This is a genomic window from Kribbella shirazensis (assembly GCF_011761605.1).
In the GTDB taxonomy this organism is placed as follows: domain Bacteria; phylum Actinomycetota; class Actinomycetes; order Propionibacteriales; family Kribbellaceae; genus Kribbella; species Kribbella shirazensis.
Map to the genome: position 1 here is coordinate 7,473,372 of NZ_JAASRO010000001.1, position 17,179 is coordinate 7,490,550.

14 protein-coding genes are annotated in these 17,179 nt (G+C 65.4%); 6 read left to right on the forward strand and 8 right to left on the reverse strand.

All coding sequences use genetic code 11. The features are described from left to right. Nucleotides 1-805: 805 nt before the first annotated feature. The 7 genes from BJY22_RS35635 to BJY22_RS35665 form a co-directional block, all read right to left on the reverse strand. A complete protein-coding gene (locus BJY22_RS35635; protein ID WP_202891416.1) occupies nt 806-1,546 on the reverse strand; it encodes an enoyl-CoA hydratase-related protein in 741 nt (246 codons plus the stop codon). Nucleotides 1,547-1,615: 69 nt separating this feature from the next. Next, on the reverse strand, nt 1,616-3,670 hold the full coding sequence (locus tag BJY22_RS35640) for an ABC transporter substrate-binding protein (protein WP_167215922.1): 2,055 nt from the start codon (nt 3,668-3,670) through the stop codon (nt 1,616-1,618). A gap of 669 nt (nt 3,671-4,339) precedes the next feature. Next, complete coding sequence (locus BJY22_RS35645; protein WP_167215924.1) at nt 4,340-4,837, reverse strand: GyrI-like domain-containing protein; 498 nt, start codon at nt 4,835-4,837, stop codon at nt 4,340-4,342. 579 nt (nt 4,838-5,416) lie between these two features. Beyond that, entirely contained in the window at nt 5,417-6,706 is a 1,290-nt protein-coding gene (locus BJY22_RS35650; protein ID WP_167215926.1) for a dihydrolipoamide acetyltransferase family protein, read from the reverse strand. After that, nucleotides 6,703-7,677, reverse strand: a complete 975-nt coding sequence (locus tag BJY22_RS35655) for an alpha-ketoacid dehydrogenase subunit beta (RefSeq protein ID WP_167215928.1) — start codon at nt 7,675-7,677, stop codon at nt 6,703-6,705. The genes BJY22_RS35650 and BJY22_RS35655 overlap by 4 nt, the downstream gene beginning before the upstream one ends. Then, entirely contained in the window at nt 7,677-8,699 is a 1,023-nt protein-coding gene (pdhA, locus tag BJY22_RS35660) for a pyruvate dehydrogenase (acetyl-transferring) E1 component subunit alpha (protein WP_167215930.1), read from the reverse strand. The genes BJY22_RS35655 and pdhA overlap by 1 nt, the downstream gene beginning before the upstream one ends. A 150-nt stretch (nt 8,700-8,849) precedes the next feature. Then, on the reverse strand, nt 8,850-9,953 hold the full coding sequence (locus BJY22_RS35665) for a M20 family metallopeptidase (protein WP_167215932.1): 1,104 nt from the start codon (nt 9,951-9,953) through the stop codon (nt 8,850-8,852). Nucleotides 9,954-10,140: 187 nt separating this feature from the next. Between BJY22_RS35665 and BJY22_RS35670 the strand changes: the two genes are divergently transcribed. The 6 genes from BJY22_RS35670 (at nt 10,141) to BJY22_RS35695 (ending at nt 16,503) form a co-directional block, all read left to right on the forward strand. Beyond that, the gene (locus BJY22_RS35670) at nt 10,141-11,823 is read left to right on the forward strand and encodes a thiamine pyrophosphate-binding protein (protein ID WP_167215934.1); all 1,683 of its coding nucleotides are present in this window, start codon (nt 10,141-10,143) and stop codon (nt 11,821-11,823) included. Nucleotides 11,824-11,869: 46 nt separating this feature from the next. Further along, complete coding sequence (locus tag BJY22_RS35675; RefSeq protein WP_167215936.1) at nt 11,870-12,691, forward strand: 2,3,4,5-tetrahydropyridine-2,6-dicarboxylate N-succinyltransferase; 822 nt, start codon at nt 11,870-11,872, stop codon at nt 12,689-12,691. Beyond that, on the forward strand, nt 12,691-13,848 hold the full coding sequence (locus BJY22_RS35680; RefSeq protein ID WP_167215938.1) for an acyl-CoA dehydrogenase family protein: 1,158 nt from the start codon (nt 12,691-12,693) through the stop codon (nt 13,846-13,848). The genes BJY22_RS35675 and BJY22_RS35680 overlap by 1 nt, the downstream gene beginning before the upstream one ends. After that, complete coding sequence (locus BJY22_RS35685; RefSeq protein ID WP_167215940.1) at nt 13,845-14,939, forward strand: acyl-CoA dehydrogenase family protein; 1,095 nt, start codon at nt 13,845-13,847, stop codon at nt 14,937-14,939. The genes BJY22_RS35680 and BJY22_RS35685 overlap by 4 nt, the downstream gene beginning before the upstream one ends. 45 nt (nt 14,940-14,984) lie before the next feature. After that, a complete protein-coding gene (gene dapB, locus BJY22_RS35690; RefSeq protein ID WP_167215942.1) occupies nt 14,985-15,770 on the forward strand; it encodes a 4-hydroxy-tetrahydrodipicolinate reductase in 786 nt (261 codons plus the stop codon). Between the two features lie 76 nt (nt 15,771-15,846). Continuing rightward, nucleotides 15,847-16,503 (forward strand): antibiotic biosynthesis monooxygenase, encoded by a 657-nt coding sequence (locus BJY22_RS35695; protein WP_167215944.1) that lies wholly within the window; start codon nt 15,847-15,849, stop codon nt 16,501-16,503. A gap of 48 nt (nt 16,504-16,551) precedes the next feature. Here the strand turns inward: BJY22_RS35695 and BJY22_RS35700 are convergent, their stop codons facing one another. Beyond that, nucleotides 16,552-16,959 carry a PadR family transcriptional regulator gene (locus BJY22_RS35700; RefSeq protein WP_202891417.1) on the reverse strand — a complete coding sequence of 136 codons (408 nt, stop codon included), beginning with the start codon at nt 16,957-16,959 and terminating at the stop codon, nt 16,552-16,554. Nucleotides 16,960-17,179 lie beyond the last annotated feature (220 nt).

Sequence of the window (17,179 nt, forward strand, 5' to 3'; positions counted from 1 at the left end):
TGCGGCCGCCTGGTTCACCGAGCGCTGCTCACCATCCAGCGGATCTGTGGCGTCCGGCACCCCCACCGGTCAACGTTGCTTCTCCGAGAGGGTGCGCTGCGACTTCTTGCTTGTTGACCGTGCTGGCGGGCGGAGTCACCGCCGGAGGCTCGAGATTCCCTGTCGGGAATCTGGCGACCCCACCGCGACGCCCTTGCTGGCTAGGATCCCTGTTAACGAATGTTGGTGCGGAACGAACCTCCCACGGCCGTTAGCCGACGGCAGCCAGTCCGAGCGACCAAGGGAGCCCGCCGTGATCCTCCGGATGGAAATCGACATCGCCGTGTTCGCGCACCAACACAATGCAGGATGCGCCGGCGGAGCAAGGAGTCACAACGTGCTCCATCGACCGGGCCCGCACAAAACCCGCGCTACGCGATCTGGAGCGGCTTGACATCTCGTAGGAACTCAACGCCAACTGCTGCCGCTCCAACCTCTGTGCGACGCCTGCGCCGAACTCGGCACACACCCAAGAAGACCCGCCCTTACCGGCGACAGCCAACGGCAATATCGAGAGATACCACCGCATCCTCGCCGCCGGGTGAGCCTTCAAACAGCTCTAACCAACCGAACAAGCCCGGCCACGATACCCTACTCGCCCGGCTCAACCACTTCAACAACCGCTGACCCCGCACCACAACCTGGCAACGTCCCATCCATCGCCCGCATGACCAACCTCCCTCAGCAGTACACCAGCGCCGGGCTGCGGCACGCTGTCACCTCATGCCCACGCAGCGACGCGCACGGATGTGTCGCCTGCGAGGCGTCACATCAAATCTGCTCGACGCCGGAAGGACCACATTTGTGGCGAGCGTTCGATCTGAACGCCGGCATCCCAGGAGGCGCCCGGTAGTTCGCATTGCCGCCGGAACGAGGCGACCATCTCACGAGACAACGCGGGGTCGGCGGCTGCTTGCCGTGCAAGGTCCAACGCGACCTGCTCGACGTCAGCGTCGTCGACAGCTTGCCAGGCCATTCCCAGTTCGCACGCACGACTTCCACTGATCTGGCAGCCGAACAGCCCTATCGCGGCAGCGGCCTCGCGCCCGGCTGACCGGGCCAGCAGACCGAAGTGTCCACCGCCGGGGTGCAGTCCGATCCGGGCGAACCCTGACAGCAATCTCGCGTCCCGAGAGACGATCCGCAGATCCGTCGCCATGGCGAGGTTCAGGCCGGCGCCGACCGCCGCGCCGCGGACCGCCGCCACTGTCGGCGACTTCGTCGTGCCCAGTCGCAAGAACGAATTGTAGATACCCGAGATCGTGCGATAGCTCCTGTCACCCGCTGGATCCGCTTCGGTGTCGGCCAGCAGGCCCCGATCGGCGCCGGCACAGAACGAGGCACCGCCGGTGATCAGAATGGCCCCAACCGACTCGTCGGCGTCGGCGCGGTCGATGGCGGCGACGATCTCGGCGGCCATCTGCGGCGTCAGAGCGTTGCGGCGTTCCGGCGCGCGCAAGGTCATGCGTGCGACGTTGTCGACGACCTCGTAGCTCACGTCAGTCACAGCGTACTCCCTGAAGACTCAGGAACGCGTCATATCCAAACTGGCTCATGATGAAAGGCGGCTCGGCCCCTACCTGTAGTAGAAGGTCATCGGAAGAGTGTTGACCGGCGTCTTCACCTGGTTGCCGTTGTACACGCGCGCCGGCACGTTGCCGAGGTTGTTCTTCGCGGTATAAATACCGTTGGTTATGAGGCCGAACCCGACGATTCCAATGGACCAAACCTGGTCGGCGTGCAGCCTGAACAGCTCCTGGCCCAGCGGGATCCGGGCGGCCTTGTCGGCCTCCAGACCGCGCTGATACAGCCTCATCGCATCCTTCAACAGCCGCACTGGCTCCGGCGGCTCGGTGCCGTCCTTGCCGCCGGAGACGAACCACTTCGCGTAGGGGATCCCGATCATCCCCGCGATGTTGTTGGGCACGGTCGGAAGAAAAGTGTCGGGGTTCGCGAATGGGTCATCGGTGGCCACATTGCTGATGAACAACATCAGGTCTCCGGTCAGCGAGCGCTCACTGAGCAGCGCAGCTGCGACAGTCTGGTTGGTGACGTCGATACCGAGCTGCACCCATTGTTTGCGAATCATCTCACCGACCGCCGGGAAGTTGGCCTGGGCGTTGGCCGATTGGAAGTTGAGCCGGATCCGGCCATTTCCGGACGGACGTAGCCGGAATCCCTGCTCGTCCTTGTTACTCAGTCCGATGCGATCCAGTAGCTGGTTGGCCTGCGCCACATCATAGGTGGCCCACTTCAACTGCCACTCAGCACCCGGATGGTACGGGCTGTTCTTAGCCGCCATGGTGGCCGACGGCGTCCCGGATCCGAGGAAGAAGGTCTGATTGACCTGGTCGCGATCGATCCCCAGGGAAAGGGCGCGCCGGAAATCCGCCGTGCGCAGGAGCTCACCGACCTCCGCGTCCTTGTTGTAGGCCAGGTTGATCCGGATCGCACAGTCCATCGAATCGCCTGGCGCACGATGCACAGTGAAATCCCCACGCTTCTCGTTCTGGACCAGCACCGGCAACTTGTCCACTTGCAACCCGCGATCCTGAAAGTCGAACTGGCCGCTGACGACACGCACCGTGATGACTTCGATGTCCTTCGACTGGCTCATCGTGATCGTCGGAATGTATGGCAGTTGGTTGCCCTCGGTGTCCACCCAGATGCTGTAGGGGTTCGCGGTCAGCTCCCACGGCGGATTGTTGATCGGCCGGCGGGTGATCCACGGCGTCACTGTCGGCAGGCCGGGGTTCAGTGCCCAGGAGTTCAAACTCTTCAGGTGGAGTGTCCAGTTCTGGAACCCGGCCTCGCGGGCCGCAGCGTTCGCAGCCGCCTCCGAGGTGTATTTCGGATGGAACCTGGACAGGTAGTGCTTCGGCGCGAAGCCACCACCACCCGTCGGTCCGGCGAACGCCTGGCCACCGACATCAGTGATGCCGGCCATCAACTCCGGCAGTATGGGGTACGGAGCCGGGCTCCGATACACCACAGTGTGAGCACCGACCTTCTCTATCGCCACCGGCTTGTTGCGCACCCGGAGCTTGGGCGTACCGCTACCCCGACTGAAGGCATCGTGGAGATCGATGTCGTCGCGCCAGAACAGGATGTCGTCGGCGGTGAACGGATGCCCGTCCGACCACTTCATCCCCCGACGCAATTGCACCACGAGCTCGGTGCGATCGGCGCTCAGCTCGAATCCCCGCGCGATGTTGGGAACGACATGCGAGCGGTCCTTGTCCCAGAACAGCAGGTTGTCCGGCCCGGAACAGAACCGGTTGGCGTTCTGGAAGTCCGCAGCGCCGATGAACCCGCGGCGGATCTGGCCGCCGTACTTGCCGATCTCATGGATCGGCTTGAGTACCAGCGGGTCCTGGCCGATCCGCTCCGCGACCGCTGGCAGCCTTCCGGCCGCCACCTGCTGGGCGAACTCGGGAGACTCCTTGAACATCTTCGGGAACTGTCCGGGGTCGCCAACGATCTCAGCGCCTTCGACAGCCGGCAGTTCACTGTCCTTGCCGGTTGCACCGGATTTCGCACCCGGCGTACAGCCTCCGAATAGCAGCATTCCGCCACCGCCCCAGGCGATATTGCGCAAAAGAATCCGGCGGTCGATCTCGGTTTCGCTCACGTACCTCACACCTTCATCCGTACGACCCGAGCCCGGTTCAGCTAAGAAGGGCGTGCTCTCGGCGACTGTCATGTGTCCTGCCGGCGTTCAGCCGATCAGGCTGAAGCCATCATCGATATCAAAACTCGATATTGCTGGATGATACGATGCTGCAGAACCAGTGTCAAGGTACCGCGACCGGCCGGAATTGCCCGTACACTTCTGGCCACGGGTCTCGGATTCGTGTGCAGTGGGCGGTGGGTTCCGGCCTGCTGGCGCTGCTCGGCGTTCCTCATAACAAGCGCCACCGCCTCATGGCGGCAGACGTCGATCGGCGAGCGCGCCTACCATCGACAAACCATTTGCCTCGATCAACCAACTACGTCGTCGACCTGATCAGTTGCAGCGATTCTGTGCCTTCGTGACAGAGACGTACGCCTGCTGAAACGCCGGCTCGCGGCGAGTCGCCGAAGCGAACCCGAGCACCTCGGACAGCGGCATGTCGACCGACGTAACCCGACGACGAGACGCGCGAGCGGAAGAGTTGCCTTCACGGTAGCGGCGAACCCGGTCTGTGCCCTGTCTCCTGCTGGAAGCAACAGGCCCAGCCGCTCGTACAGTCGGAGCGTCTCTTCATCGAGAGAGACATCGGCGAGCAAACGCGCCGATCGTCAAGAGCCGGTCTGCCATTCAATCGGCCAGGCGGAACGCCAGTTCGGTTTCCCAGCTATTCATGTCAGGCTCGTCCTGCGGATTGGTGTGGTAGATCTCCAGCCGACACCCCCACTGCTCCCCCTCCGGCGACGGCGACGAGTCCCAGCGCAACCTCTGCCCGTCGGCCCACTCGAGCAGCCGGCGGGTCGCGTCGACCAACGTCTGCGGAGCACCAATATGGCGCAGCGTGGCATAGTGTCCGGCCGGCAGCACGCCCGAATGAACCCGCTCATCGCCGTCGACCCGCTCCGCGGTCGGCTCGCCGGCCTCAATCTGGAGATACCGGCTCATATCGATGACCGTGTATCGCCAGAATGCCGACCCATATGGCTGGACGCCATGCTTATCGAGCCACGCGAACACTTCCTCACTCAGCGGCGGGACGACGTTACCGATCTCCGCCATCCTGACCCTTGCGGTGATCGCGACGTAAGGCTGTGCGGCTCGCTCGATAATGGCCGGTTCAGTAGGCACGCCCACATAGTGCAGCCGCCCCTAGGGGCGGGGCAAGTCACCAGTTGGTCACAGGACTCTACGGTACGCAATTTCGTCTGAAATGCTGCGAGCGCGCCAAAGACCTGGTCTGGACTTGTGCAGAAGAAGCGGTCTCGGGTCTGCGTTCCGTTTGTTGCGCTGGCTGGCGTGAAGAACAGGTCGAAACCTGGACGCGGATCATCCACCCCTCCTTTCACCTCGGCTCCTGTTGGGTTGCGGAGTCGTCCAGTACCACTGCAGGTCCTGTTCCTTGCGAACCGCGGTGTCGATCAGCCTCGGCAAGCGCGGGACCTCTGGGTGCCGGGACTGCGGTGAAGCCGGGCGACTACAGTGCCGCTACTGATGTCGAAGCCGGCGGAACAGCTGGTGACAACGTGGCGGACGAAGTCGTGGTGCACCCCGTGCCGGGGGTGTCGACCGGATCGCGCGATCCGGTCGACCGCCTGTAACGGCTCCCGAAACCAACGTCGAACTATTCGCTCAGGGACTGGCGAGCACAACACGCTGATCCAACACGACTGCCCCCTCGGGCCAACCGACGCTGGCTCATCGCTGCGGCTACTGCCCTGCGGTGAGAAACAGCGCAGGCTCGGTGAGGTTCTCGACCACCATCGCCAGAAAACGCCGACCGACGGCACCGTCAGCCACCCGGTGATCGTAGGAGAACGACAGCGGCATCATCGTCGCGATCTCGATACTCTGGTTGCGGGCGACTGGCTTGTCCTTCGCTCGGCCTGTGGCCAGGACGCCGATGGTACCGGGCGGGATGATCGGGGTTCCAAATCCGCCGCCGGCCGCACCGGTATTTGATAGCGTAAATGTCTGGCCTGACACGTCGCCAGGCGGCAATGAACGATCGCGTGCTTGCTCGCTGAGCCGCCGTACGTCAGCCGCCAGTTCTAGAACGCTCTTGGCGCCTGCATCTTTGACCACTGCTACCAGCAAACCCTCCGGCGTGTTTACCGCAATGCCGATGTCGTGGCAATCGTGATACACCAGATCCTCGCCCTCGAGCCTTGCATTGAAGACCGGGACCTCGCGCAGCGCCGGGACGATGGCCGCGATCACCAGAGCGTCGATCGGGATGGAGACGCCATGCCGATTCTGCAGCGCGTTGCGAACGGACAGCAACCGTGACGCGTCAGCCTCGTCGAACGAGGTGACGTGCGGGATCTCTGCCCACGATCGGCTCATGTTCGCAGCGATCGTCCTGCGCAGGGTGCTCATCCGCCGCCGTTCTCCGCCCGCCGGCGTCGACGCGGCATGTCCCGGCGCCACCTGCGGATCCGACTTCGCCGAGGCCGCAGCCTCGACGTCTTTCCTGGTGATGCGGCCCCCTGGGCCTGATCCGGTGACCTGCTGCAGGTCGACTCCCAGTTCCTTGGCGACCTTGCGCACCAGCGGTAAGGCGACGACAGACGGATCCCGCTCGACGCCGACCCCAGTGGCGACCGGTCGCAACTCGGTGGCATCTTCACTCAGGTTGCCAACGATCGGCATCGCATCGGCGCCCGTACCCGACACGGGCGCTGACGCCGGGACCGCTGCTGCACCGTCCGCCGCAGAGCGGTTGGCCGAGTTGTTCTGCGGCGCCGGCCAGACATCGCCCGGATCGCCGACGACGGCGAGGATGTCTCCGACGACGATGATCTCCCCTTCGGCGGCACCGTGGCGGATGACGGTTCCGGCGTACGGACTGGGGATGTCGGTCGCCGTCTTGGCTGTCTCGACCTCCACCAGGATCTCGTCGACGGCGACCTGACCGCCGACCGGCACAGCCCAGCGCAGGATCTCGGCCTCCACCAGACCTTCGCCGATGTCCGGCAGGCGGAACTCTCGCGCAGTCATGACTCGAGCACCTCGGTCGTCGCAGCGAGAATGCGCTCAAGGCTCGGTGTGTAGTGCTGCTCGGACATCTTCAGTGGAACCACGGTGTCCCAGCCGGTCACCCGTTTCACCGGTGCCTCGAGGTCGTAGGCACAGTGCTCCTGCAGCTGCGCGATAATCTCGGCGCCGAGCCCGGCGGTTCGCGGCGCCTCGTGGATCACCACCGCGCGGCCGGTCTTGCTTACCGACGCCGCGATGGTCGTGATGTCCAGCGGCGCCAGACTGCGTACGTCCACCACCTCAGCCGAGATCCCGGACGCGGCAAGTTTCTCGGCCGCTTCCCGCGTCTCTTTCATCATCGCCCCCCAGGCGATCAGGGTGATGTCCGTGCCGTGCCTCTCGACGGCGGCGGAGCCGAGCGGCACGGACGCCAGATCCGGCAACTCTTCCTTGACAGACCGGTACAGCCGGATCGGCTCGAGGAAGATGACCGGATCGGGGTCCTCGATCGCGGCCCGCAGCAACCCTGCGGCATCTCCCGGCCGGGACGGCACGACGACCTTGAGGCCCGGAATGTGCGCGTACAGGGCCTCGGTCGATTCGGAATGGTGTTCGGCGGCGCCGATGCCGCCGCCGTACGGCATCCGGATCACCAGCGGCGCAGTGAAACGATGCCGCGACCGGTGCCGCATCCGCGAAACGTGGCTGATGATCTGGTCGAACGCGGGATAGGAGAAGCCCATGAACTGAAGCTCCATGACCGGTCGGATGCCGGCCAATGCGAGCCCGAGGCCGACACCTACGATGCCGGACTCGGCCAGCGGCGTGTCGACCACCCGCTGCGGTCCATGCCGATCGCGCAGCCCGTCGGTGATCCGGAACACGCCACCGGTACGTCCGATGTCCTCGCCCATCACAAGCACGTCGTCCAGGTCGGTCAGCGCGGCATCGAGCGCCTGGTTCAATGCCTGCGCGATGGTCAGTGTCGCCATCAGAGCTCCTCCGCCATAGCACGCTGTCCGAGCAGGGAGTCGGGCAGCTCGGCAAACATCGCGTCGAACGTCTCACCTGCTGTGAACGGCTGGATCTGTTCGGCGAGCTCTACCGCCCGCTCGACCCTCGCCGAGCCTTCCCGCTCGAGCTCGGCCTGCCACTCGGGTGTCCAACTGCCCTCGGCCTCCAGATAGCGGCGAAGCCGCTCGAGCGGGTCACGCTCACGCCATTCGGCCAGCTCATCGTCGGTGCGGTACCGCTTCGGGTCGTCGGTGGTGCTGTGCGGCCCCATCCGATAGGTCAGCGCCTCGATCAGTGTTGGCCCCTCCCCCGCCCTGGCTCTCGCCACCGCGGCCGACGTGGCGGCCAGTACCGCGAAGACATCGTTGCCGTCGACAAGTACTCCGGGCATCCCGTAGCCGACTGCCTTGGCGGCGATCGTCTCCGCCGCGGTCTGCTCCGCACGGGGCAAGGAGATCGCCCAGCCGTTGTTCTGGCAGACGAAGACACAGCCTGCTTTGAACACGCCTGCGAAGTTCATCGCCTCGTGGAAGTCGCCCTCCGACGTGGCACCGTCACCGAAGTAGGTGATCGCAACCCGATCCGTGCCCTGCAGGCGCTCCGCCCAGGCAAGGCCGACCGCATGCAGCATATGGCTGCCCACCGGGATCGACGGCGGCAGCACTCTCACCGAAGCGGGCGGCGAGCCGCCCATCTCGGTGCCCCGACGAGTCGCTAGCACCAGCTCCATCGGATAGCCGTGCATCCACATCGCCGCCGGCTCCCGATAGGACGGAACCATCCAGTCGCCCGGCTCGAGCGTGATCGCGGTGCCGATCTGCGCCGCTTCCTGCCCTTCGAACGGCGCGTAGGTGGCGATCCGGCCCTGCTTCTGCAGAGCGACGCCCTTCCTGTCGTAGGTCCGCGCGAACACCATCTCACCGTAGAGGTCGGCGGCGTCGTCGAGGTCGACCGGCCGGTCACCGACCAGCTCGCCGCGCGGCGTCAGGATCTGAAGCATCTCGCTGTCCATTGGTCCTCATACCCTCGGATCGATCCGCGAGCCCACCGCGGAGTCCTCGCTGTTCCCAGTGCGTCGGCGCCACGACCGCGACCGACAGACTCATTATAGCGGTTGTCGATATCGATTCGCGACATGAGACGCAGATTATCAAACCTCAGCCAGCAGGCCGGCGATCAGAGCAGCCCGCCGCGGCAGGCAATCCACCTTGACGTGCTCGTCATCCGCATGCGCACCGCCACCTTCGGGGCCCAGCCCGTCGAGGGTCGGCACACCGAGCGCCGCGACGAGGTTGCCGTCACTGCCACCTCCGGTCGACCCCTCACCCAGATCGGGCACTCCCAGACCGGCAGAGATCGCCTTGGCCCGCTGGAACAGCCGGCCGCTCGCCGGCGTGCGCTCCATCGGAGGTCGCGACAGGTCGGCGAGCACAGACACCCGCGCACCAGGCAGCACCGGCGACAGCTCGCGCAGCGCATGCCGGACCCGCTCCGCTTCCGCGGCAGTCTTCACCCGGACGTCGATGACAGCCTCCGCCGCGGCGGGAACGACATTCGATCGACTGCCCCCACGCACCAGGCCGACGGTCACCGACGTACCACTGACAAGGTCGTTGAGCGCATGCACGGCCGGGATCTGATGGGCCAGCTCGAGGATGGCGCTCACACCGCGCTCGGGTTCGATCCCGGCATGCGCCGCCTTGCCTTCAACTTTCAATCGATACATGGCCGTACCCTTGCGGGCCGTCTTAAGCACCCCGCCCGGCAGCGGTGCCTCCAGCACGAAAGCCGCTGCCGCACCGGCCGCGGCGTCCTTGATCAACGCACGCGAGCTGCGGCTGCCGATCTCCTCGTCACTGTTCAGCACCAACCGCAGCGTTCGCCGGGACCCCAGGCCGAGCGCGGACAATTCGCTCAACGCGTAGTAGAGCAGCACGAGGCCACCCTTCATGTCGAAGCAGCCGGGCCCGGTCGCGACGCCCTCGCGGGACACGTCGAACGGCATCCGCTCCAGCGTCCCGCGCGGCCACACCGTGTCGAAGTGCCCCAACGCGACCGTATGCGCCAACGATTCCGGTCCTGCGCCTGGCACGGTCACGACGAGGTGGTCGACACCGGGCTGACCCGCGGAATGGCGCTCCACGCCACCGAACTCGCCGAACAGACGCTCGAGCCGGCCTCCCATCGCCACCAGGCCGTCCGGATCGTCGGAAGGCGACTCGATCGTGACGAGCTCACCGAGCAGTTGCTCCATCGCCGAACGCCGCGGTTCGAGCCGTCGCCTGACTGCCGCCGCGACCTCCGCTCCCACGGGCCGCGCGGGGATATTGTCAACATCGTTGTCCGATATCATCTCGCCATACTAGCTTCATGACAGGCCTGATGAGAGGCCATGAACATCATGTCGACACTGATAACGCATTGCGATATCATTCTCCGTTATGGACAGTCTGACGCGGAGAGACACGTTGCTCGGCCGGGACATCATCTTCGAGTACCTGGTGGAACAAGAGATCCCCTACATATTCGGCAATCCCGGCACCACCGAGATCGCCTTCCTGGACGGGTGCAACGACTACCCGGTCGAGTACGTACTGGCTCTCCACGAGGACATTGCGGTGGCACAGGCGATGGGCTACGCCCGTGCCTCGGGCAAGGTCGGCGTCGTCAACCTGCACGTGACGCCCGGTGTCGCGCACGGTCTGGGGAATCTCTACAACGCCTACCGGGCGCGTTTTCCACTCCTGGTGACCGCAGGCCAGCACCATGCGGCCCTGAACGTGCAGGAGCCGATCCTGACCTCGGACCTCGCCGGCCTGGCACGGCCGTTCACGAAGTGGGCCTACGAGGTGACGATCGTCGACGAGCTGCCGATCGCCATGCAGCGCGCGTTCAAGGAGCTCACCACGCCGCCGTACGGCCCAGTCTTCCTGTCGATCGCCTCCAACCTCTTCCTCGAGAAGGTGTCCGAGGCCCCGCCCGCGCGAGTCAGCCAGATCGGTGCCGCCACCGCCGACCAGGCCACGATCGACCGCGCCGCCGCAGCGCTCGCAGAGGCAGCGAACCCGGTGATCATCGCCGGCGATGCGGCAGGCCTGTCGGACGCCTGGCCCGAGCTGACGAGCGTCGCCGAGACGCTGGGCGCCACGGTCTACACCGAGGGCTACGCGACCAGCTGGAACTTCCCGTCCAACCACCCGCTGTACGGCGGGCCGATGCCGGTCCTGTCAGCCGACATGCGCCGGCGCTTCGACGACGTCGACCTCGTGCTGATGTGTGGCATCACGTGCCAGGCGCCGGTGTCGCGCTACGACGAGGGTGGGCCGCTGATCCCCTGGCGGGTGCGCGCGATCAGCGTCGACGACAGCCCGTGGGAGATCGGCAAGAACCAGCCCGTGGAAGTCGGCGTCGTCGGCGACATCAAGCAGAACCTGGCCGGCCTGGCCACGGCACTGCGCAACACCCCCGTCGACGCCGCCGTGCTAAGCCGCCGCGGAGAGGAGTCGCGCGCGACATGTGCGCAGCGTGTCGACAAATGGGAGCAGGACATCCGGGCCGCACGCGAGTCCGAGCAGATCTCCGCGGCTCTGATCGCCGCCGAGCTCCGCGACCTGCTGCCGACCGACGCGGTGTTCGTCGACGAGTCGATCTCGAACCGCGCGGCGTTCGTCAACGTACTCCAGTTCGCCGACCCGCGGTCCTACTTCAACGTCAACGGCCTGTCGCTCGGCTACTCGGTCGCCGCGGCGGTCGGGATCCAGATGGCTGAGCCGCAGCGGCGGGTCGTCAACGTGGTCGGCGACGGCTCGTTCCTGTATTACCCGAACGCGATCTGGAACGCCGCCGCGGCCAATACGCCGGTGCTGTTCGTCATCCTGAACAACACCAGCTATCGCGTACTCAAGATCATCACCGACCGCATGGGCGGCCCCTGGGGATCCAACGACCAGCCGCCGCCCGGCTTCGACATCAACCAATCCAAGGTCGACTTCGTCGCGCTCGCGCAGTCCATGGGTGTCCCGGGTGAACGCGCCGAAACGCCCGCCGGACTCCGTGCCGCGCTGGAGCGCGGCCTCGACGCAGCAGGACCGTACGTCGTGGAAGTCACCCTGCAGCAGGACTGACCAATCCTGCACACAGACCGCACAGAAGACCCAGGAGGAACGCGTCGTGACAGCAGTCACCGATCTCGAGAAGCTCATCACCGAAACCGCCGACGATCTCAGCCTGCTGAAGTCGCCGGCACATCGCAGCGCAGTCGAGGAGACGATCGAACTTCTCGATCAGGGCAAGGTCCGGATGGCCGAGAAGGTCGACGGGAGCTGGCAGGTGAACGCCTGGGTGCAGCACGCGATCCGGCAGTACTTCCAGGTTGCCCCGTTCACCACCGAGCATGCCGGACCCCTCGAGTACCACGACCGCATCCCGATCAAGCACGGCTTGAAGGACCGGGGCATCCGGGTCGTCGCAGGTTCCATCGTCCGCTACGGCAGCTACATCGAGTCCGGGGTCATCGTCGCACTCGGCTTCGTCAATCTCGGCTCGTACGTCGGGACCGGCTCTCTCGTGGATGCCTGGGCCACTGTCGGCAGCGGCGCCCAGATCGGCCGCAACGTGCACCTCGCCGGGGGGGTCGGGATCGGCGGCGTACTCGAACCACCCGGTGCTCGCCCGGTGATCATCGAGGACAACGCCTTCATCGGCTCGCGGTGCATCATCGTCGAAGGTGTGATCGTCGAGGAGAACGCGGTCGTCGCCGCGCAGACTTGCCTGACCTCCTCCACGCACATCATCGACGTCACCGGCGACGAGCCGGTCACCCACAAGGGCAGGGTGCCGGCCAACTCCGTGGTCGTCCCCGGCACCCGGACCCGGAAGTTCCCGGCCGGCGAGTTCGAGGTGAACTGCGCGCTGATCATCGGCCGGCGCACACCGGGAACCGATGTCAAGGTTGCCCTGACCAACGATATCCGCGACTTCAGCTTCGCCTGATGAGCCTCCTGCAGCTCAGCGCCACTACGCTTCCGCGCAGTGCGGACGCGCTGCGTTCTTCGGTTCGGGGATTCCTGGCCGAGGAACGCGAGCAGGGCAGGTACGTGCCACGCTGCGACAACTGGCTGGGAGGTATCGACCCTGAGTTCAGCCGCAGGCTCGGCGAGCGAGGCTTTCTCGGCCTCACCTGGCCACGTCGGTACGGCGGCCAGGAGCGAAGCCCACTCGAGCGTTTCGCAGTCACCGAGGAGTTGCTGGCGGCGGGTGCGCCCGTGGCGGCGCACTGGGTGTCCGACCGCCAGGTCGGTCCGAACCTCCTGCGCTTCGGCTCCGAGGACCAGAAGCGCACCTATCTGCCCGGCATCGCGTGCGGTCAACTGTTGTTCTGCATCGGAATGAGCGAGCCGGACTCGGGCTCCGACCTTGCTTCGGTACGCACCCAAGCCACGCGAGCTCCGGGCGGATGGGTCGTCAACGGGTCGAAGGTCTGGACCAGCGGCGCGCACGTCGCCCAGGCGATGGTCGCGCTGGTTCGCACCACCCCGGAAGCCGACCGCCACGACGGACTCAGTCAGCTGATCGTCGACATGGCGGCAGCAGGCGTACAGGTCAATCCCATCCGGTCGATCGATGGCGGCCACCACTTCAACGAGGTAGTGCTCCAGGATGTCTTCGTCCCGGACGAGCACGTACTCGGCCGGATCGGTGATGGCTGGAGACAAGTCACATCGGAGCTGGCCTACGAGCGCAGCGGTCCGGAGCGACTGATGAGCACCCTGCCGCTACTGCTCGAGTGGTGCAAGCGACTGCGCGAATCCTCCGCACCGATAGACACGGCGTACGCCGATGCTGTCGGCCAGCTGGTTGCCCGATGCTGGACGCTTCGGCAGATGTCGCTCGCAGTCGCCGCCGGTCTCGCCGATGGTGCGATGCCGGCCACCGAGGCTGCCATGGTCAAGGATCTCGGCGCGCAGTTCGAGCGGGAGGTGATCGAGGTGATCCGGCGCCACATCGACCTCGAACCCGACGCCGGCAGCGACGACCCACTGACCCGGCTGCTCGCCGAGGCTATCCTGCACTCCCCGGCCTTCACCCTGCGAGGCGGTACGACCGAGATTCTGCGCAAGATCGTCGCGTCTAGCCTGGGGGCACGATGAACGGCAACGAGCTCGACGATCTCATCGCGATCGTCGAGAAGATCTGCTCGACGCACCACGATCGGCGCCACGGGGACGGACACCTACTCGACCGTTCCTCGTGGCAGGCCCTGGAGGAGTCGGGCTTCACCTTGGTGTCGGTGCCCGAGGATGCCGGCGGACCGGGCGGGACCATGCAGCAAGCGGCAGCCGTCCTTCGCGCTGCCGGACGGGTCGGCCTCGCGGCCCCACTCGCGGAAACGATGTGGCTCGCGGGCTGGCTACTGGCATCGTCGGGCGTACCCGTGCCACGCGGACCGCTGACTGCGGCCGTCGCGGAGCCGGGCGAGGTCAACATCGTCGAGGTCAACGAGGGCTGGCAGATCGACGGCGTCGTACGGCGCGTGCCATGGGCCGGCGCAGCCGACACGGTCGTCATGCTGGTACGTCGTCGCAGCGACCTCCTGGTGGTCCGGCTGCACCCCAGCGAGATCTCGTTGCGGCCCGGGCGGAATCTGGCCGGCGAGTGGCGTGAGGACGTGGTGTGCCGCAAGGTCGTCCTCGATCGAGACCGAGTCACGACGGCCGGACCTGATGTCTCCGCACGTGGCTTCTTGAACCGGGCCACGCTGAGCAGAGTGCTCGCCATGTCCGGCGCAGCAGAGGAAGTCCTGAGCGTCGCCATGAGGCATGCAGACGAGCGAGAACAATTCGGCCGGCCGCTGGCGAAGTTCCAGGCCGTGCAACATCTCATTGCACAGCTGGCGGGCGAGACCGCCTCGGTCGTGGTCGCTGGACAGGCGGCCACCCTGGCTCTCGAGCAGGAGTCAGGGCCGCAGGCGACCTTCGCCATTGCGGCCGCAAAGGCGTCGGCATCGGAGTCCGCCGGCCGGATCGCCGCCTGGGGACACCAGATTCTTGGCGCGATGGGCTTCACCACAGAACACGCGCTCCACCGCAGCACCAGCCGGTTGTGGGCCTGGCGCGACGAGTTCGGCAACGAGCGTCATCATCGCCTCAGCATCGGTCACCAAGCACTGAGTACAGATCCGTGGAACCTCATCGTCGGTCAGGAGAACGGCCGAGCGGAGGCGGACCAGGGCGTGTCGTAGCAACAGAGTCAAGTTGTTCACCAGTCCATTCGAGGAGTGAGATCGATGCTCAACACCGCGTCTGCACAGGTTCCCGAGCCGATCAGAGTTGTCGTGGCCGGGCCGAACGGACGGATGGGGCGCGCCATGATGGAAGGGCTGCCGCAGCAGTCCGGACTCCATGTCGTCGGTGGACTGAGTCGCAAGGATGATGACGAAGCCATCGCCGCAGTGCTGGCTGCTGCAGACGTGATCGTCGACTTCACCCACCCGGCCACCTCCCCGGCGTTGCTGGAGCGGGCGCTGGATGCCGGCGTGCGACCTGTCATCGGCACCTCCGGACTGGCCGAGGAAGTTCTGGAGCTGGTGGACGGCAAGGCTCGTGAACAGGGCATAGGCGCAGTCTGGGCGCCGCACTTCCGGCTGGCAGCAGTTCTGATGATTCGATTCGCCGGCATCGCAGCTCGTTACCTCGACCACGTTGAGATCATCGAGGCCCACCACTCCACGAAGGCCGACGCGCCCTCTGGTGTCGCGAGGACGATGGCGCGCATGATGCGCGACGTTCGGGGATCGGATTTCGTGGATCCGACTGTGGAGAAGGAGACGCTGGACGGCGTGCGGGGTGGAGTCCATGGCGGCGTGCGGGTGCACAGCATACGTGTCCCTGACATTGTCGGATGGCATGAGGTTATGTTCTCCGGGGACCAGGAACAGTTGACCATCCGGCATCATGAGACCGGCCGCGAGAGCTACGTACCGGCGGTCGCCGCCGCCGTCCAGAAGACCATGGCGCCTGGAGTGATCGGCCTTGTCCGTGGATACGATGCCGTCATCGGCCTGGCTGACTGACCACTCGTTCTCCGACCTCGCTCGAAGCGATGACGCCCATTGACATCGGCTCTCGATATTGAATATCGTCTGAACTATGCTGGTCTTTCTGACCCGGATCACTGTGGCAGCCTCGGACATCGACACTTTTGTCGACACCCGCAACTCAACGATGTTCCCGGCGGTGCAGGAGCAGCCGGGGTATGGCGGGATCGCCCTGCTCAGGCCGAGGACCGACAACGACACCGCCCGACTCGCGTTGCTGAACTGGTGGCGATCCGCCGCAGATCAACAACGATGGGTCGATTCCCCGGAGCACGAAGCGATGGCGAGCCGGACGAAGGATCTCGTACGGTCCGCACAGTCGTCGACGTACGAGTACGCCGACGATCTCTCGCTCACCGTCAACGATTCGGCACGGGCCACCATGATCTCCATCGGAATGCATCAAACGATGCCGGGCCGCAGCGCGGAGTACATCGCGGCGCGGAGAGACATCGGAAATCCCAGCATGCGTCAAGCGGCCGGGTTCGCCGGGATCTCAACATGCCAGACTCCCGGCGATGTGGAGCGCTTCATGGTCGTGCTGGAGTGGGCCGACGACGCAATGGCCGACAGGTACTACGACAGTGAGGAGCACCTCAACTCGGTGGTCCCGGCGATCGGCGGCGCACTCACCACACTCGAGCCGAGCGAGCGGTACGACGTCTTGATGCGCGACATACCGGGCGTCAGCAAGGCTACGAACGGCTGAGTTGCGATGAGCCAAAGGCGAGTCGGAGGACCGACTCGGGGACGTAGGTCATGCATTCCGCTTCCGGCCGGCCACCGCCTTGGACCCAGTCTTACTCCTGGTCTTGTTGTCCAGCACCTCGTCGACCAGCTCGACCAGCTTACCGCGGGCCTCGTCGAGCACCTGCTGACCGAGGGGGGTGATGTAGTAGTACTTCCGCACCTTGCCTTCGACGATCCGATCCTCACGCACCAGGAGACTGCTCGCCTCCAGATTGTGGAGCAGCGGGTACAAAGTGCCGGGCGACAGCTTGTATCCGTGCGTCTCCAACTCGGCCGCGATTCCGACGCCGTACACCGCACCGAGACTCGCATGGTGGAGGACGTGGATCTTGACGAAACCCAAGAGCAGGTCCCGAAACAGTTTGGAATGCTCCTCCACGGTGCCGTGAACTGTCATCGGCTTGGCTTTCGGCATGTGAGCGCTCCACTAGGTAGTGCAGGTGCTGCGGTCGCAGGATCAATGATCGAGAAGCGATCGTAGCTCACCATACGAACTGAAGAGCGAAAGACGCCCTGGACCTCGACCACAGTCGACCCCTCACCAACTGTCGGCATGCACTGAGCATGCATATCGGCTGCTCCAGTTATCGTACCTTGACATCGCCGTCGAGCACCTACCCACGCCCACTCCAGGC

Coding starts and splice junctions, on each gene's coding strand:
- BJY22_RS35650 (WP_167215926.1), bottom strand. CDS start 6,706: ATGACTGCGCGAGAGTTCCGCCTGCCGGACATCGGCGAAGGTCTGGTG.
- BJY22_RS35655 (WP_167215928.1), bottom strand. CDS start 7,677: ATGGCGACACTGACCATCGCGCAGGCATTGAACCAGGCGCTCGATGCC.
- pdhA (WP_167215930.1), bottom strand. CDS start 8,699: ATGCTTCAGATCCTGACGCCGCGCGGCGAGCTGGTCGGTGACCGGCCG.
- BJY22_RS35665 (WP_167215932.1), bottom strand. CDS start 9,953: ATGGAGCAACTGCTCGGTGAGCTCGTCACGATCGAGTCGCCTTCCGAC.
- BJY22_RS35670 (WP_167215934.1), top strand. CDS start 10,141: ATGGACAGTCTGACGCGGAGAGACACGTTGCTCGGCCGGGACATCATC.
- BJY22_RS35680 (WP_167215938.1), top strand. CDS start 12,691: ATGAGCCTCCTGCAGCTCAGCGCCACTACGCTTCCGCGCAGTGCGGAC.
- BJY22_RS35685 (WP_167215940.1), top strand. CDS start 13,845: ATGAACGGCAACGAGCTCGACGATCTCATCGCGATCGTCGAGAAGATC.
- dapB (WP_167215942.1), top strand. CDS start 14,985: ATGCTCAACACCGCGTCTGCACAGGTTCCCGAGCCGATCAGAGTTGTC.
- BJY22_RS35695 (WP_167215944.1), top strand. CDS start 15,847: ATGCTGGTCTTTCTGACCCGGATCACTGTGGCAGCCTCGGACATCGAC.
- BJY22_RS35700 (WP_202891417.1), bottom strand. CDS start 16,959: ATGCCGAAAGCCAAGCCGATGACAGTTCACGGCACCGTGGAGGAGCAT.